The sequence below is a fragment of the Nocardioides montaniterrae genome, from assembly GCF_054782655.1.
Genome location: NZ_BAAGSB010000007.1, coordinates 64,754 through 79,773, shown reverse-complemented (window position 1 = coordinate 79,773; position 15,020 = coordinate 64,754). Strand labels below are relative to the sequence as shown.

The following is a 15,020-nucleotide window of genomic DNA, read 5'->3' as shown; positions in this document are numbered from 1 at the left end:
CATGGCCACGGTCCTCATCGTCGACGGCGCCAACGTGGTGGGCGCCCGACCCGACGGCTGGTGGAAGGACCGGGCCGGTGCGGCGCAACGCCTGCACGAGGCGCTGCTCGTCGCGGACCTGCCGCACGACGTCGTCGTCCTGGTGCTCGAGGGCGGGGCCAAGGGCGGCGTACGTCCGGGGCGCGACGCGCACGTGCGCACCGTCCACGCGCCCAAGGACGGTGACGCCACGATCGTCGCCGAGGCCAGGACGTACGCCGAGCGCGGCGACCGGGTCACCGTCGTGACGGCCGACCGGGCGCTCGACGCGCGGGTGCACGGCGTCGGCGCGACCGTGCTGTCTCCCACCTGGCTCCTCGACCACCTCTGATTGCGGACCTATTGGGGTCGGCGAGGCCGGCGTTGTCCGTGAGGTGTTCCCTCCGACACGCGGGTCGCATACGCCCCAATAGGTCCGCGCTACGTTGCGACCATGACGGCGTTGCGATTCCACGGACCTGTCCTGCCCGAGGGCGAGACGCGCGAGTTGTACGTCGTCGACGGGCTGGTCACCTACGAGCGGTCGCCCGGCGCGGAGCACGTGGTGGACGGCTGGATCGTGCCGGGCCTCGTCGATGCCCACAACCACCTCGGCCTCATCGACGGAGGACCGACCGACGAGGCGGGGATCGAGGAGCAGGCGATCGCCGACCGCGACACCGGGGTGCTGCTGACCCGTGACTGCGGGTCCCCGGCCGACACGCGCTGGGTGCAGGACCGCGAGGACCTGCCCCGGCTGGTCCGGGCCGGTCAGCACATCGCGCGCACCGCCCGCTACCTCCGCATCGGTGTCGAGGTCGAGCCCGACGGTCTGGCCGAGGCCGTCGCGGTGCAGGCCGGCCGCGGTGACGGCTGGGTCAAGCTGGTCGGCGACTGGATCGACCGCGAGGTCGGTGACCTGAGGCCGTCGTTCCCCGCCGAGGCGGTCGCTGCGGCCATCGCCACCGCCCACGAGCACGGCGCCAAGGTCACTGCGCACTGCTTCGGCCCCGACTCCGTCGGCCCGCTGCTCGACGCGGGCATCGACTGCATCGAGCACGGCACCGGCCTGGCCCGGCACCACCTCGAGCAGATGGCTGCCGGGGGAGTGGCGCTGGTGCCGACCGTGCTCCAGACCGGCAAGTTCCCCGAGTTCGTCGCGGCCGGCCGAGCCAAGTTCCCGGCGTACGCCGACCGCATGGAGGGTCTCCACCAGACCCGTCAGCAGGTGCTGATGGACGCCTACGACGCGGGCGTGCAGCTCTACGTCGGCAGCGACGGCGGCGGGAGCGCGCGCCATGGCTACCTGCACGAGGAGATCCGGGCGATGGCCGAGATGGGGATCCCGGCCGCCGACGTGATCGCGGCGGCGTCGTGGCGCGGTCGCGAGTGGCTCGGCTTCAACGCCGGTCTCGGCGAGGGCGACCCCGCCGACTTCGTGGTCTACGACCGCGACCCGCGCGCGGACCTCACCGCTCTCCTCGAGCCGAAGGCCGTCGTGCTGCGCGGTCGTGTCTACGGCCGCTCACCGAACGCTGAGTGAATCCGGTGGAACTCACTCAAGGTTCGGTCAGCGGGGACGAGGTGCGTTCGTCGACCGGGGCGGCCGGACCGTCAACCACGCAGCGGCGGGATGGCCTCGGTCGCGGCGATCGGGTCGAGGCCCGCGCAGCTGAGCAGGTCGGCGGTGATCGATCGCAGCTGGGCTAGCACGACCTCGCCGGACAGCTCGCGCGTCCGGGGGAGGTCGGAGGTCGCCGACGCGAAGTCGCGGAGCCGCTCGAGCGAGGTGTCCACGCCCTGCCCTGCCTCCAGCTCGGTGGACAGCAGGTCGGTCACCTCGGCGAGTGACCGGGCCGCCTCGGCGTACGACGCAGGCAGCGGCTCGCCGCGGTAGTCGGCGACCGCCACCCGCCGGAGCAGCACCCGGGTGTTGCGGAGCGCGTAGTCCAGCGGGTCGACGATCTCGGCGAGGCGGCGTACGTGCTCGCGGTGGTGCAGCCGGAACGGCGAGATCGTCACCGAGAGTCCCTCGTCGGCCGCGGTCTTGAGCTGGTGGACGAGGCGGTCGGTCGCCCGCGCGTCGCGCAGTGCGCCGACGGCGTGGTCGAAGTCGCGGTCCTCGATGCAGTCGGCCGCGATGCGGAGCAGCTGGGCGATCTTGCGGGCGACCTGAGCCGCCTGCTGTCGCGGACGGCGCAGGGCGGCAGCGGGTACGACGGACGCCGCGACCAGTGCCACGCCGCCCCCGACGAGGGCGTCGGTCCAGCGCGTGAAGGCGCCGCTGCTGGTGGTCGCCAGGGTGGACACGATGATCGACTGGACCGCGGCCTGGCTGATGAACAGGGCGCCCGCGTCGAGCAGGAGCGCGGTCGACATGGCGAGTGCGACGAGCAGCGTGAGCTGCCACGGACCGGTGCCCAGCCACTGGGTGAACAGGTCGCCGAGGAGCACGCCGACAGCCACGCCGAGCGTCACCTCGCCGACGCGCCGCAGCCGCTGGCCGTACGACGTACCCAGGCCCACGACCGCCGCGACCGGTGCGAAGAACGGGTGGGCGTGCCCCAGGACGGAGTGCGCCAGCCACCAGGCCAGACCGGCTCCCAGCGCGCACTGGCCCACCTGCCACCAGACCGACCGGAGTCGCTGGAGGCGGGCGCGGAACGAGGTCCGACCGCGCGCCATCGCGCGGTCCAGGAACACGGCGGTGGGCCGCTGCGACGTCACGGGTGAAATCTACTGCCCTCGGATTCGGTGGGATCCGCCACGTCTGGCAGAATCGGCCGCTGAGTTCTGTGTCGTCCGGACCCTCTCTACCGGACGGTGCGGCGCCCATCGAGACGCGAGGCCGGTGTTCCCCACCTGAGCCGGACGCCTCAACCACTAAACGATCCTCAAGGAGACACCACAAAAGTGGCCGTCAAGATTCGCCTGAAGCGCCTGGGCAAGGTCCGGGTTCCGCAGTACCGCATCGTCGTCGTCGACTCGCGCAAGAAGCGCGACGGCGCCGTGATCGAGGAGATCGGTCAGTACCGCCCGAAGGAGGAGCCCTCGTTCATCCAGGTCACCTCCGACCGCGCGCAGTACTGGCTCGGCGTCGGCGCGCAGCCGTCCGAGGCCGTCGAGGTCCTCCTCAAGGTCACCGGTGACTGGCAGAAGTTCAAGGGCATCGAGGGCGCCGAGGGCACCCTCAAGGTCAAGGAGCCGAAGCGCGACAAGCTCGAGATCTTCAACGAGGCCCTCAAGGCCGGCGACGGCAACGCCCCCAAGGCCGCCGTCACGGTGAAGAAGGAGGAGGCCCCCAAGGAGGCCCCCGCCGCCGAGGCTCCGGCCGAGGAGACCGCTGAGGCTCCCGCCGCCGAGAGCACCGAGGCCTGATCTCAGTGTTGGCCGAAGCGCTGGAGCACCTCGTCCGCGGAGTGGTCGACCACCCCGATGACGTCGTCGTGCGCGACAAGCAGCTGCGCCGGGGTTCGGTGCTCGAGGTCCGGGTCCACCCCGACGACCTCGGCAAGGTGATCGGACGCAGCGGCCGCACGGCCTCGGCGTTCCGCACGGTCATCTCGGCCCTCGCCGGCAAGAACGGCGCCCGGATCGACTTCGTCGACACCGACAAGCGCTGATTCACCAGCACACGACAGGAGCCCCGCCCCAGTGGCGGGGTTCCTGCCTTTTTCGGGAACAATGCTCGCCATGAGCACCCTGGAGGTCGTCGTCGGCCGCATCGGCAAGCCGCACGGCATCCGTGGCGAGGTCACCGTGGACGTCCGGTCCGACGAGCCGGACCGGCGGTACGCCGACGGCGCGACGCTGATGGCGCAGGCCCCCAAGGGCTCGGCGTTCCCGCACCGCACGCTCACCGTCACGCGCACCCGCTGGCACCAGGGCGTGCTGCTCGCGACCTTCGCGGAGCTGACCGACCGCAACGTCGCCGAGACCGCCCGCGGCGTCGTGCTGCGCGCGACGATCGCCGAGGACGAGCGCCCCGAGGATCCCGAGGAGTTCTACGACCACCAGCTGATCGGGCTGGCGGCGTACGACCTCGACGGGACCCACCTCGGTGAGATCAGCGGCCTGACGCACGGCGCCCAGGACCTGCTGCAGATCAGGACGGTCGACCGGCGTACGGCGCTGGTGCCGTTCGTGGCGGCCCTCGTGCCCGAGGTCGACCTCGACGCCGGGCGGGTCGTGATCGCCGACCGCCCGGGCCTGGTCACGCCGTTCCCGGACGACGACGGGGATGCCGGGCAGTGAGGCTCGACTACCTCACGATCTTCCCCGACTACCTCGCGCCGCTGCAGCTCTCCCTGCCCGGCAAGGCCATCGAGGCGGGCCTGCTCGAGCTGCACGTCCACGACCTGCGGCAGTGGGCGACCGACAAGCACCACAAGACCGACGACACCCCCTACGGCGGCGGCGCAGGCATGGTGATGCTGCCCGAGCCGTTCGGCCTGGCCTTCGAGTCGTTGGGCGTCGACGCCTCGACCATGATCGTGTTCACGACGCCGTCCGGCGAGCCGATGACCCAGGCGTTGGCCGCCGACCTCGCCACCCGCGAGCGACTGGTCTTCGCGTGCGGCCGCTACGAGGGCATCGACCAGCGCGTGATCGACCACGCGCGCGGCATCGCGGAGGTCCGCGAGATCAGCCTGGGCGACTACGTCCTCAACGGCGGCGAGGTGGCCGCGCTGGCGATCACCGAGGCGGTCGTGCGTCTCCTGCCGGGGTTCATGGGCAACGCCGCGTCGCTGGTCGAGGAGTCCCACGCCGAGGGCGGGTTGCTGGAGTACCCCGTCTACACCAAGCCCCGCTCGTGGCGCGGCCACGAGGTCCCCGACGTGCTGATGTCCGGCAACCACGCGGCCATCGAGGCGTGGCGGCACGAGCAGTCGGTCCGGCGTACGGCGGAGCGCCGTCCGGACCTCCTCGCCCCCTCCGTCCTCGACGACGGCACCCCGATCGTGCGCGCCACGCCCGGCGACGCCGCCGAGATCCTGACGCTCCAGCGAGCGTGCTGGGTCCAGGAGGCGCTCGCCAACGACACCCTGGAGATCCCGGCCCTGCACGAGTCGTACGCCGACGTACGGGCCTGGCTGGGGGAGTGGGACACCTACGTCGTACGCCGCGCCGGTCGCCTCGTCGGCGCGGTGCGGGCGCGCCTCTCCGGCGACGCCTGGGACATCGGCCGGCTGATGGTGGCCCCCGACCTCCAAGGCGCCGGCCTGGGCCGCGTGCTGCTCGACCACATCCAGGCGGTCGCGCCGGCGGCGGCGACGTCGTACGTCCTGTTCACGGGGGCGGGCAGCGAGCGCAACCTGCGGTTCTACCGCAGGGCCGGCTTCCGCCTGCGTCGCGACCTTCCTGGTCCCACCGGCGCGGTGCTGCTGACCAAGAGGCGCTAGTGGGTTGTAGGTTTCCGCCCATGAAGTTTCGGCCGATCGCGCTGGTGAACGCGCTTCTCCTCGTGGTGTTCGGCGGCTTCGCCGCCGCCGCTGTGGTCGCCCAGGTGCGGATGAACAACCTGCCGTCGTCGCTCAACGCCGTCGGCTGGCCCTCGGACTGGAACGACATGGGCGACCGCGCGACCATGCTGGGCCAGGCGGCCTGTGCGATCGGGTGCCTGGCACTGGTGTGCGGCCTGCTCGGGGTCGTACGTCGCCTCGCGCTTCACCTCGGGGCGCTCGTCGTCGCGATCAGCCTCACCCTCACCGGGTGCTCGCTCTCCGTCAGCCACACGTCCTTCGGCAAGTCGTGGCAGGCGATCTACGACTACTACGTCGACGGCATCACCTGGCGCTGGGTCGGCCGTGTCGGCTTCAGCCGCTGGTGGTACTTCGTGACCGACATCCTGGTCCCGCTCGGTGTGGTGGTGCTTCTCGTGTGGCTCGTGGTCGTCGCGACCGGTGCCGGCAGGCGCCGCCCGGGCTCCTCCTCGGCCGCTGCCGTCGCGTCCGCGCACGGCGCGACGGTCTCGGCCGCGATCGCGCACGAGGACTTCCGGTACGCCGCCCCGTCCGACCTCCAGGCCGACACGCAGGCCGATCCCGCCCCGGGGGCCGAGCCCGCCCTGGGCGGCGAGCCCGCCCCGGTGGAGGTCGAGCCTGCCGAGGCCGCGCCGGAGGTCGAGCCTGCCGAGGCCGAGCCCACCTCGGTGGCCGAGCCAGCCGAGACGGACGCGGTGTGGTTCGTGACCGTGCAGGGCGCCGACCACGGCCCGTACTCCTTGGTCCAGCTGCGCGGCTACCTCGACGAGGGCCGCCTGCACGAGGGCACGATCACCCACCTGTCCGGCGAGCCGGACCAGGCGCTCGCCGACGTGCTCGCCTGAGCACCGACCAGGATTTTCCCCGCTCCCTCGCGCTGTGCGAGGATTGTTCGTCGGCGTACGGACGCTTCTGCCACAGGGGAATCGTCGTCCGAGGCGCCATCCGAATTCCTCGCAACACCGACCCCAGCAGCTGACCTGTGTGCACTTGCTACGGAGAAACCATGAGCATCCCCACCCCGGCAGCCGTCGCCGAGCTCGGCAACGCGTCGAAGCGCACCGACATCCCGGCCTTCCGCGCCGGTGACACGGTCAAGGTCCACGTCAAGGTCATCGAGGGCACGCGCTCGCGCGTCCAGATCTTCCAGGGCGTCGTCATCCGCGTCCACGGCTCGGGCATCGGCCGCACCTTCACGGTCCGCAAGGTCTCCTTCGGTGTCGGCGTCGAGCGCACGTTCCCGCTGCACTCGCCCATCTTCGAGTCCATCGAGATCGTCACCCGCGGTGACGTCCGTCGCGCGAAGCTCTACTACCTGCGCAACCTCACGGGCAAGAAGGCCAAGATCAAGGAGCGTCGCGACGTCTGATCGTCGCCCTCCCGTACGACGCCCCGACCCTCCTGGGTCGGGGCGTCGTCGCTTTTCGGCGTACACCTAGACTTCGCTGCGTGACGACCGACGACGCCATGGAGCCTGCCCAGGACGAGATGTCGGTGGCCGAGGCGGCGCAGGAGCCCGCCGGCCGGCCGAAGCCGAAGAAGCAGCGCAAGCACCTGCCGATCTGGCAGGAGAGCATCCTGCTCCTGGTCATCGCGCTCGGCCTGGCGATCGTCATCAAGGCCTTCTTCGTCCAGGCCTTCTACATCCCGTCGGCCTCGATGATGCCGGGCCTCCAGGGCGGCGACGGCGTGCCGACCAGCGACCGGATCCTGGTGGAGAAGCCGTCGTACTGGTTCGGCGGCAACCCGTCGCGCGGTGACGTCGTCGTGTTCTCCGACCCCGGTGGTTGGCTCGACCCCTCCGAGGACGTGGCGCCCAAGGGGATCGCCAACCTGCTCGCCAAGGTCGGTCTCTACCCGACCGGCGGTCACCTCGTGAAGCGCGTCATCGGCACGCCCGGCGACGTGATCCACTGCTGCAACACCAAGGGGCAGGTCGAGATCAACGGTCACGCCGTCGACGAGGACACCTTCTTGAGCAAGTCCGCGCAGAACGCCGCGTGCGATGCCGTCCTGGGCGGCAAGATCGCGCTCGCGGGCAGCAAGTACGTCAACGAGTGCGACTGGACCGTCGGCCCGGTCCCTTCGGGCAAGCTCTTCGTGATGGGTGACAACCGCACCGACTCCGCGGACTCCCGAGCCCACATCTGTACGCCGGACGAGGACCCCTGCACCCTCAGTCCCTGGGTCCCCGAGGACGACGTCGTCGGCAAGGTGTTCGCCCTGGTCTGGCCGCAGTCGCGCTGGAAGTGGATCGGCACCGCCGAGGCGTTCAAGGACGTTCCCGACCCGAAGTGATCGCGTGATGAGCAGGTCGAAGGCCCCCTCGCTGCGGATCGAGCGTCAGCTCCTCCGCGACGGTCACACCATCGTGGCCGGCGTCGACGAGGTCGGCCGCGGTGCGCTGTGCGGTCCGGTCACCGTCGCGATCGTGACCGTCGACCTCGCCACCCGCACGGCTCCGCAGGGCGTGCGTGACAGCAAGCTGCTCTCGGCCGAGGTGCGCACGCGGCTGGCGCCCAAGATCATGCGGTGGGCGTCGTCGTACGGCGTCGGCCACGCCAGCGCTGCCGAGATCGACGCGCTCGGCATCATCGCCGCGATGCGCCTGGCAGGGCACCGCGCGATCGGTGCGCTCCAGCAGGCACCGGACCTGATCCTGCTCGACGGCAACCACGACTACCTCACCCCGCCGGTGCAGGACGAGCTGTTCCCGCCCGCCGGGTTGCTGGCGGCGATCGCTCCGGTCCGCACGCTCATCAAGGCCGACCTCAAGTGTGCGGCTGTCGCCGCCGCCAGCATCCTGGCCAAGACGGCCCGTGACGCGATCCTGGTCGAGCTGGCCGGCGACCACCCGGCGTACGGCTGGGCCGAGAACAAGGGCTACTCGGCACCCGAGCACATCGCCGCGCTCGCGGAGCACGGCCCGACACCCCACCACCGCACGTCGTGGTCCCTTCCCGGGCTCGTGCCCATCGAGCCACTAGAGTCGCCCGCATGAGTGCTGAGGACCTCGAGAAGTACGAGACCGAGCAGGAGCTCAACCTCTACCGCGAGTACCGCGATGTCATCGGGATCTTCAAGTACGTCGTCGAGACCGACCGCCGGTTCTACCTGTGCAACTCCGTCGACGTGAAGGCACGCTCGGAGAACGGCGACGTGTTCTTCGAGGTCACCATCAACGACGCCTGGGTGTGGGACATCTACCGCCCGGCGCGCTTCGCCAAGAACGTGAAGGTGCTGACGTTCAAGGACGTCAACGTCGAGGAGCTCGCGAACACCGAGTTCGAGCCGCCCAAGCCCTGAGATTCCGACCGATCGGCTCGCCGACCCGGGACTCCTGTCCCGAATCAGGAATCTTCTGTGCCTGATCGGTTGAGGGCTGCTGCTTCCGGCCTGCGTCCGACCTAGCGTGGTCCCGTTGGGGGACGTCCAGGCTAGGGAGTGGGCGCGTGCGCCGTGATGAGCGGGGCGCGGTCGCGGTGCTCGCCGCGTTCGTGCTCGTGATAGTGCTGGCGGTCGCCGCCATGGTGGTCGACCTCGGCATGCAACGGGTCGCCCGTACCGACATGCAGAGCCTCGCCGACGTCGTCGCGCTCGACCTGGCCCGCGACCTCGACGGTCGCACCGTCGCCCAGCTCCAACCGGTGGTGAGCAGCGATGCAGTGGCCTCCATCGCCCGCAACCTCGCGACGGTCGGCACCCGTCCGACCGCCACGGTCGAGCTCGGGACGGCGTCCTCGACAGGGGCCTTCGTCGCGCTGGCCAGCGGCTCTCCGACCGCCGTGCGGGTGAGCGTGGGCACCCGTGTCGCGTTCGCGTTCGGTGGCATCACCGGCAAGGACAGCGGCGCCGCCTCGCGCAGCGCGATGGCCGTCGCGAGCTCGAACGCCTGCTTCCGCCTGGGGAGCTTCGCCGGGGCGCTCCGCAGCGGGGACAGCGCGGTCGCCGGTGTCTTCGAGGCCCTGGTCGGCGATCCCGACGCACTCGGGGTGAACCTCAGGTCGGTCTCCTACCAGGGGCTGCTGACGTCGTACGTCGACCTCGGGCTGCTCGCCGCCCAGCTCGGCGCCGCCTCGCCCCAGGCGCTGGTCGACCGTGGGGACATCTCGGTGCAGCAGCTGCTCTCGGCCGGGGCCAGGGTGCTCGATGCCCAGGGCAGCTCCTCGGCCAGCGTCATCCTGGGAGCGATCGCCGCGAAGACCTCCTCGACCGCGACCGTCGGCCTCGGCGACATCCTGAGCCTCGGCAACGGTTCGGCCCTCGGCTCGAGCGTCAACGTCATCGACCTGGTCGGCGCCGCGGCCCTCTCAGCCGGGGAGCACACCCAGCTCGCGAACCAGAACAACCTCCTCGACACCGGGGTGGTCTGGTCCACGCCGCACGCGTCCAGCGGCGACGTCGGCCTCAGCGTGATCGAGCCGCCCCGCGAGGGGTGCGGGGCGCCGGGGACCGCCACGGCGAGCACGGGGCAGGTGAGGATCGCGACGGACTTCGGCTTCAACCTCCCCAACAAGGTGTCCGGTTTCTCCGGCCTCTCGGTCGGCACCGTCGCGGACCCGACCTCGACACAGGGGACGATCCACGTCGATGCTGGGCTCGCCGGAGCCAACGGCGTGCTCAGCGGTGTGACGTGCGGGAGCGCGGTGGAGACCCGGGTGCGCGTCGACACCCGCTTGATGACCGCGACGATCACCCTGCCCTTCCGGGTGAAGGGAACGCTCTCGGTCGCCGGCCTCGGCCTGGTCACCGTCGATCTCCAGGCGACCGCCTCCACGAGCGTGTCCACGGCCGCGTCGACGGGAAGCACCGACACCGCCTACGACGTGCCGCCGCACGACTACACCGATCCGCAGAGCAGTCCGGGCTCGAACGGATACGTCGGGCTGTCGCCGCCCAAGGTGAGCATTGACCTCGCCCACAGCTCCGCGACGCTGCTCGGCGTGCCGTGGAAGATCGATCTCGGCCCCCAGGGCCTGGGCCCGCTGGTCAGCGCCCTGACGTCGAGCGTGATCGTGACCTCGCTTGCCGAGGTCACCACCAACATCAACGCGGCGGTGACGCCCCTGGCCAAGCTGCTCGGCATCCAGCTCGCCGGTGCAGACGTCTTCGGCGTACCCACGCCGACGTGCGCCCAGCCGCGTCTGGCGGGATAGCCCGATGGGACTAGGACCCGCGTCCGAGCAGCCGTTCCGTCGTACGTCCACGCGCCCCTAATCTCGGCCTGTGGCCGGGGGAAAACGGCCCACGAGGCATTGAGATGGATCGAGGGACGATGAAGCGTGCGCTGGTGTGGGGCCGTCGCGGCGCGGAGGAGCGAGGCGCGTCCGCCGTGGAGTTCGCCCTGGTGGTCCCGTTCCTGCTGCTCATCGTCTTCGGGATCCTCAGCTTCGGCATGATGCTCTCCTTCCGGCAGACGCTCAGCCAGGCGACCGCCGAGGGTGCTCGTGCGGCAGCGGTGCAGCTCGTCTCGGCGAACCGCTCGTCGGCGGCCACCTCGGCCATCAACTCGGCACTCGGGAGCATGAAGGTCGGTGACAACACGCTGGCCTGCGGGCAGAACTACGTGACCTGCACGATCGGAAGCCCCACCACCTGTGGCACCGCCCAGTGCGTGACCGTCACCGTGAGCTACCTCTACCGCGACCACCCGGCGATCCCGTCGATCCCGGGCGTCAGCCTGTTGCTGCCCCAGACGCTGAGCTACTCGGCCACGGTGAGGGTGAGTTGAGCCGGCCCCTGGTCGGCCCGCTGCGTCGCCGTCGCGACGAGCGGGGAGCGGTCGGCGTCATGTTCGCGATCCTGATGGCGCTGCTCATCCCCGTCACCAGCGCCTTCGTGCTCGACCTCGGTGTGCAGCGGGTCGGTCGAGCCGACATGCAGACGCTCGCCGACGTCGTGGCGATGGACATGTCGCGCCTGCTGGACGGCACCAAGACCGTCAGTCAGCTGTCGGCCGGTGGCGCGGACATCACCGCAGCCAATGCCAGCCGGGATCGCAACACGAGCGTCATCGACTACGCGACCAGCAAGCCGACGATGGGCATCACCTGGGGGACCGAGAACCTGACGACCGGCGTCTTCGCCGCGGCCTCGGCCGCGACCGTCCCCAACGCGGTGAAGGTGACCGCGACGACGCAGGTGGGCTTCGGCTTCGCAGCGTTCACGGGCATCGCCTCCGGGCAGGCGTCCCGCAATGCCGTCAGCTACTCGAACCCCGGAGCCTGCTTCCGGGTCGGATCGTTCGTCGCCGCGCTCGACACCGGCGACTCGAGCCCGCTCATCAACGCGATCGTCGGGGGCGCGCTGGGCTCGTCCCTCAACCTGGACCTGGTGAGCTACAAGGCCCTGGCCGGTGCGAACGTCAGCCTTGCCGACCTGGTGAACACCGGACAGCTCCACGTCGGATCGGTCACCGAGCTGCTCAGCGACAACACCCTCAACATCGCCGACCTCGTCACCGCGACCGCCATGGTGATGAGCTCGAACGGCGGGTACACGTCGGCGCAGATCACGGCCATCAACGCGGTCAAGACGGCGATCGGCGCGAGCGGTCCGGTCATCAAGATGGGCGACCTGCTCGCCGCGAGCTCCGGCGACCAGTCGGCCCTCAACGCCTCCCTGAACGTGCTCGACATCGTGACCGGTTCGGCCCTCGTGGCCGGCAAGGGACATGCGCTGTCGCTCCAGGGCGTCAACCTGAACCTGCCGCTCATGGCGGGGAAGACGGTCACGTCGTCCACGAGCCTCAACGTCATCGAATCGCCCCAGGAGGGGTGCACCGGCCAGCAGGCGCACACCGCGCAGGTGCAGCTCACCACGACCCTGACGATCCCCGCCCTCACGCTGTCGAACGTGAACTTCGCCGGCGTGACCAGCTCGATCGCGACCGATGCGACGACGCTGACGCTGAAGGTGAACCTCGGGGAGGCGATCGCGACGCTCGCCGGCATCGCAGGGTGTTCCACCGGCTCGCCGACCAGCCTGTCGGTGCTCGTGAACTCCGCGATCCTGGGCTCGACCAGCCTGACGGGGAGCATGGGTGCGCACCTCAACTTCAGCTTCGGTGTCAGCCAGACCGGCACGCTGGTCACCGACATCCTCAACCTGCTCGGGCTGGGCAGCCTGCTGAGCACCACGACCATCGCGCTCGACAGCGCGGTCACGCTGTCGGCCAACTTCCCGAACACCTTCGGCTCCTACAGCCAGACCGTCACGGTGCCCCTGCCGGACGGCTACACCAACCCGGCGAAGGTGAACGGCAACGTCCTGTCGTCCCCGACGCTCAACCCCTCGTCGGCGCTGCGCGACACGTCGGTGACCACGACGGCCACGGTGACCACCAAGCTCCTCGCGCTCCTGCTCCCGCAGACCAAGCCGATCGGCCTGACGTCGAGCGCCTTCAGCGACCTGATGAACCCGATCCTCACCACGGTCTCAAGCACCCTCGACCCGGTCCTGACCGCCGTCCAGTCCTCGCTCATCACCCCGTTGTCGAAGATGCTCGGCCTGCGCGTCGGCGGCGCGGACGTCTACGCCGTACCGACCCCGACGTGCAACCAGCCGCGCCTCGTCGGCTGAACCACGCGCCACATCCGTCCCGTCATGGGCCACTTCTGAGGCCTCACCCTGTGGAGGACGCTCGTTCTCCACAGGGCCGTCTCGGCCTGCATCCGGTTGTCGGCACCTGGCACGAAGGTGGTCGCCAGGAGGTGGGTCATGACGGACATGGCGATGACGACACGAGGTGGGACGACGGGCGCGCAGCGCCAGGCCCTGGGGGCGTACGGCGAGGAGGTCGCGGCACGCTACCTGCGAGGCGCCGGCCTCGCGGTGCTCGAGCGCAACTGGCGCTGCGAGATCGGTGAGATCGACCTGGTGTGCCGTGACGGCGCGACGCTCGTGGTCTGCGAGGTCAAGACCCGCAGCAGCATCGCCTGCGGTACGCCGCACGAGGCGATCACCGACGCCAAGCTGGCCCGTCTCAAGCGTCTGGGGGAGCGGTGGGCCCGCGAGCGCGGCATCCGGCCCGACGGGATCCGGATCGACCTCGTCGCGGTCCTCCGCTCACGCCGCGGCGCCGCCCAGGTCGACCACGTCCGAGGCCTCTACTGATGGCCACCGCCAAGGCCCACACCGTCACGCTCGCGGGAGCGCTCGGCCATCTCGTCGACGTCGAGGTCGACGTCTCCTCCGGAGCGCCTGGCGTCACCCTGGTCGGTCGTGCGGACGCGTCGGTCCGGGAAGGTCCTGAGCGCGTGCGGATGGCGATCATCAACTCCGAGCTCGCCTGGCCGGCCACCAAGCGCGCCACGATCCTGCTCTCGCCCGCCGACCTCCAGAAGTCGGGCACCCACGCGGATCTCGCGATGGCCGTCGCCCTGCTCGCCGCCAGTGAGCAGGTCGAAGGTCGCGGCCTGCTCGGCACGGCGTTCATCGGAGAGCTGACCCTGTCCGGCGGCCTGCGACCGGCGATGGGCGTCCTGCCGATGGTGCTGGCGGCCGCCGAGCGGGGCATCCGACGGGTCTTCGTCCCCGAGCCCCAGGCCGCGGAGGCGGCCATGGTCCCGGGGATGAGCGTCCTCGGCTTCCGCTCGCTCGCCCAGGTCGTTGCCGAGCTGCGCGGCGAGACGGTCCCCGCCGCGCCGCCCGTCGCGGCGGCATCGGGTGCCCAGCTGCTGTCCTGGCGCGGTGACGAGCGGCTCGACGAGCTCGACCTCGCCGACCTCATGGGCATGGAGGACGAGAAGTACGCCCTCGAGGTCGCGGCGGCGGGTGCTCATCCGTTGCTGCTGCTCGGCCCCAAGGGAGTGGGCAAGACCAGCCTGGTCGAGAGGCTCCCGACGATCCTGCCCGATCTGACGCCGGAGGAGTCGCTCGAGCTGACAGCGATCCACTCGCTCGCCGGATCGTTGGACGCCTCCCGCGGCATGATCACCCGACCGCCGTACTCCGCTCCTCATCACGACGCGAGCAAGTCCAGCCTGATCGGTGGCGGCAACGGTCACGTCAGGCCCGGCGAGCTGTCGAAGGCCCACGGAGGAGTCGTGTTCCTCGACGAGCTCGCATTGTTCAGGTCCGACGTGATCGATGCGCTGCGTCAGCCCCTGGAGAGTGGGGAGATCACCGTGGCCCGCCGGGAGGAGTCGATCACCCTGCCGGCGCGTGCGCTGCTCGTCGTCGCTGCCAACCCGTGCCCCTGCGGCAACCACGAGGTCAAGGGGCAACGCTGCGAGTGCGACGGCGCCGTGCTGCGAGCACATCAGCGCAAGATGTCCGGGCCGATCCGCGATCGCATCGACATCACCCGCAACGTGCGCGCGTTGGGCCCGGCCACCCGCGATCCGTTCTTCAGCGCCGAGACCTCCGCGATGGTGGCCGCACGGGTGGCTGTCGCTCGGCAGAGGCAAGCCGATCGCTTCCGCGGGTGCAGCTGGCGGTTCAACGGTCAGATCCCCAGTCCACGGCTCAAGGACGACTGGTCGGTCACCCGAACGGGCGCAAGCTCGTCGACCAGGC

The 15,020-nt window shown here is 70.6% G+C and carries 16 protein-coding genes and 2 pseudogenes; 17 read left to right on the top strand and 1 reads right to left on the bottom strand.

Features of this window, described 5'->3' with window-relative positions:
* Position 1: 1 nt before the first annotated feature.
* Both ACYVJ3_RS11905 and ACYVJ3_RS11900 read left to right on the top strand, forming a co-directional pair.
* A complete protein-coding gene (locus ACYVJ3_RS11905) occupies positions 2 to 370 on the top strand; it encodes an NYN domain-containing protein (RefSeq protein ID WP_460853212.1) in 369 nt (122 codons plus the stop codon).
* A gap of 102 nt (positions 371 to 472) precedes the next feature.
* The gene (locus ACYVJ3_RS11900) at positions 473 to 1,561 is read left to right on the top strand and encodes an amidohydrolase family protein (protein WP_460853211.1); all 1,089 of its coding nucleotides are present in this window, start codon (positions 473 to 475) and stop codon (positions 1,559 to 1,561) included.
* Between the two features lie 71 nt (positions 1,562 to 1,632).
* Here the strand turns inward: ACYVJ3_RS11900 and ACYVJ3_RS11895 are convergent, their stop codons facing one another.
* Positions 1,633 to 2,745 carry an FUSC family protein gene (locus ACYVJ3_RS11895; protein WP_460853210.1) on the bottom strand — a complete coding sequence of 371 codons (1,113 nt, stop codon included), beginning with the start codon at positions 2,743 to 2,745 and terminating at the stop codon, positions 1,633 to 1,635.
* Positions 2,746 to 2,931: 186 nt separating this feature from the next.
* On the opposite strand from ACYVJ3_RS11895, the gene rpsP reads away from it, so the two are divergent.
* The 15 genes and pseudogenes from rpsP to ACYVJ3_RS11820 form a co-directional block, all read left to right on the top strand.
* Positions 2,932 to 3,396 carry a 30S ribosomal protein S16 gene (gene rpsP, locus ACYVJ3_RS11890; RefSeq protein ID WP_460853208.1) on the top strand — a complete coding sequence of 155 codons (465 nt, stop codon included), beginning with the start codon at positions 2,932 to 2,934 and terminating at the stop codon, positions 3,394 to 3,396.
* 5 nt (positions 3,397 to 3,401) lie between these two features.
* Entirely contained in the window at positions 3,402 to 3,641 is a 240-nt protein-coding gene (locus ACYVJ3_RS11885) for an RNA-binding protein (RefSeq protein ID WP_460853207.1), read from the top strand.
* Positions 3,642 to 3,711: 70 nt separating this feature from the next.
* Positions 3,712 to 4,272, top strand: a complete 561-nt coding sequence (gene rimM, locus ACYVJ3_RS11880; RefSeq protein ID WP_460853206.1) for a ribosome maturation factor RimM — start codon at positions 3,712 to 3,714, stop codon at positions 4,270 to 4,272.
* Positions 4,269 to 4,943 (top strand): annotated as a pseudogene (gene trmD / locus ACYVJ3_RS11875) (tRNA (guanosine(37)-N1)-methyltransferase TrmD); the annotation flags it as partial. The gene rimM and the pseudogene trmD, both read left to right, overlap by 4 nt.
* Before the next feature lie 36 nt (positions 4,944 to 4,979).
* Entirely contained in the window at positions 4,980 to 5,420 is a 441-nt protein-coding gene (locus tag ACYVJ3_RS11870; RefSeq protein ID WP_460853255.1) for a GNAT family N-acetyltransferase, read from the top strand.
* Positions 5,421 to 5,440: 20 nt separating this feature from the next.
* On the top strand, positions 5,441 to 6,346 hold the full coding sequence (locus ACYVJ3_RS11865) for a hypothetical protein (RefSeq protein ID WP_460853205.1): 906 nt from the start codon (positions 5,441 to 5,443) through the stop codon (positions 6,344 to 6,346).
* A 161-nt stretch (positions 6,347 to 6,507) separates the two neighbouring features.
* The gene (gene rplS / locus ACYVJ3_RS11860; RefSeq protein ID WP_460853204.1) at positions 6,508 to 6,870 is read left to right on the top strand and encodes a 50S ribosomal protein L19; all 363 of its coding nucleotides are present in this window, start codon (positions 6,508 to 6,510) and stop codon (positions 6,868 to 6,870) included.
* 80 nt (positions 6,871 to 6,950) lie between these two features.
* The gene (gene lepB / locus ACYVJ3_RS11855) at positions 6,951 to 7,799 is read left to right on the top strand and encodes a signal peptidase I (protein ID WP_460853203.1); all 849 of its coding nucleotides are present in this window, start codon (positions 6,951 to 6,953) and stop codon (positions 7,797 to 7,799) included.
* A 7-nt stretch (positions 7,800 to 7,806) separates the two neighbouring features.
* Positions 7,807 to 8,502, top strand: a complete 696-nt coding sequence (locus ACYVJ3_RS11850; protein ID WP_460853202.1) for a ribonuclease HII — start codon at positions 7,807 to 7,809, stop codon at positions 8,500 to 8,502.
* On the top strand, positions 8,499 to 8,807 hold the full coding sequence (locus ACYVJ3_RS11845; RefSeq protein ID WP_460853201.1) for a DUF2469 domain-containing protein: 309 nt from the start codon (positions 8,499 to 8,501) through the stop codon (positions 8,805 to 8,807). Before ACYVJ3_RS11850 ends, ACYVJ3_RS11845 begins: the two co-directional genes overlap by 4 nt.
* Positions 8,808 to 8,953: 146 nt before the next feature.
* Entirely contained in the window at positions 8,954 to 10,657 is a 1,704-nt protein-coding gene (locus ACYVJ3_RS11840) for a pilus assembly protein TadG-related protein (RefSeq protein ID WP_460853200.1), read from the top strand.
* A 104-nt stretch (positions 10,658 to 10,761) separates the two neighbouring features.
* Positions 10,762 to 11,232, top strand: coding sequence for a TadE/TadG family type IV pilus assembly protein (locus ACYVJ3_RS11835; RefSeq protein WP_460853199.1), 471 nt, complete (start codon positions 10,762 to 10,764; stop codon positions 11,230 to 11,232).
* Positions 11,229 to 13,082, top strand: a complete 1,854-nt coding sequence (locus ACYVJ3_RS11830; RefSeq protein WP_460853198.1) for a hypothetical protein — start codon at positions 11,229 to 11,231, stop codon at positions 13,080 to 13,082. Before ACYVJ3_RS11835 ends, ACYVJ3_RS11830 begins: the two co-directional genes overlap by 4 nt.
* A gap of 138 nt (positions 13,083 to 13,220) precedes the next feature.
* Positions 13,221 to 13,616, top strand: a complete 396-nt coding sequence (locus ACYVJ3_RS11825; protein ID WP_460853197.1) for a YraN family protein — start codon at positions 13,221 to 13,223, stop codon at positions 13,614 to 13,616.
* Positions 13,616 to 14,917 (top strand): annotated as a pseudogene (locus ACYVJ3_RS11820) (YifB family Mg chelatase-like AAA ATPase); the annotation flags it as partial. The gene ACYVJ3_RS11825 and the pseudogene ACYVJ3_RS11820, both read left to right, overlap by 1 nt.
* Positions 14,918 to 15,020: the final 103 nt, after the last annotated feature.

Excerpts from the sequence above, each read along its gene's own strand:
- rplS (WP_460853204.1), top strand. The coding sequence starts at position 6,508 with ATGAGCATCCCCACCCCGGCAGCCGTCGCCGAGCTCGGCAACGCGTCG.
- ACYVJ3_RS11845 (WP_460853201.1), top strand. The coding sequence starts at position 8,499 with ATGAGTGCTGAGGACCTCGAGAAGTACGAGACCGAGCAGGAGCTCAAC.
- rimM (WP_460853206.1), top strand. The coding sequence starts at position 3,712 with ATGAGCACCCTGGAGGTCGTCGTCGGCCGCATCGGCAAGCCGCACGGC.
- ACYVJ3_RS11850 (WP_460853202.1), top strand. The coding sequence starts at position 7,807 with ATGAGCAGGTCGAAGGCCCCCTCGCTGCGGATCGAGCGTCAGCTCCTC.
- ACYVJ3_RS11900 (WP_460853211.1), top strand. The coding sequence starts at position 473 with ATGACGGCGTTGCGATTCCACGGACCTGTCCTGCCCGAGGGCGAGACG.
- ACYVJ3_RS11865 (WP_460853205.1), top strand. The coding sequence starts at position 5,441 with ATGAAGTTTCGGCCGATCGCGCTGGTGAACGCGCTTCTCCTCGTGGTG.
- ACYVJ3_RS11825 (WP_460853197.1), top strand. The coding sequence starts at position 13,221 with ATGACGGACATGGCGATGACGACACGAGGTGGGACGACGGGCGCGCAG.
- ACYVJ3_RS11835 (WP_460853199.1), top strand. The coding sequence starts at position 10,762 with ATGGATCGAGGGACGATGAAGCGTGCGCTGGTGTGGGGCCGTCGCGGC.
- ACYVJ3_RS11905 (WP_460853212.1), top strand. The coding sequence starts at position 2 with ATGGCCACGGTCCTCATCGTCGACGGCGCCAACGTGGTGGGCGCCCGA.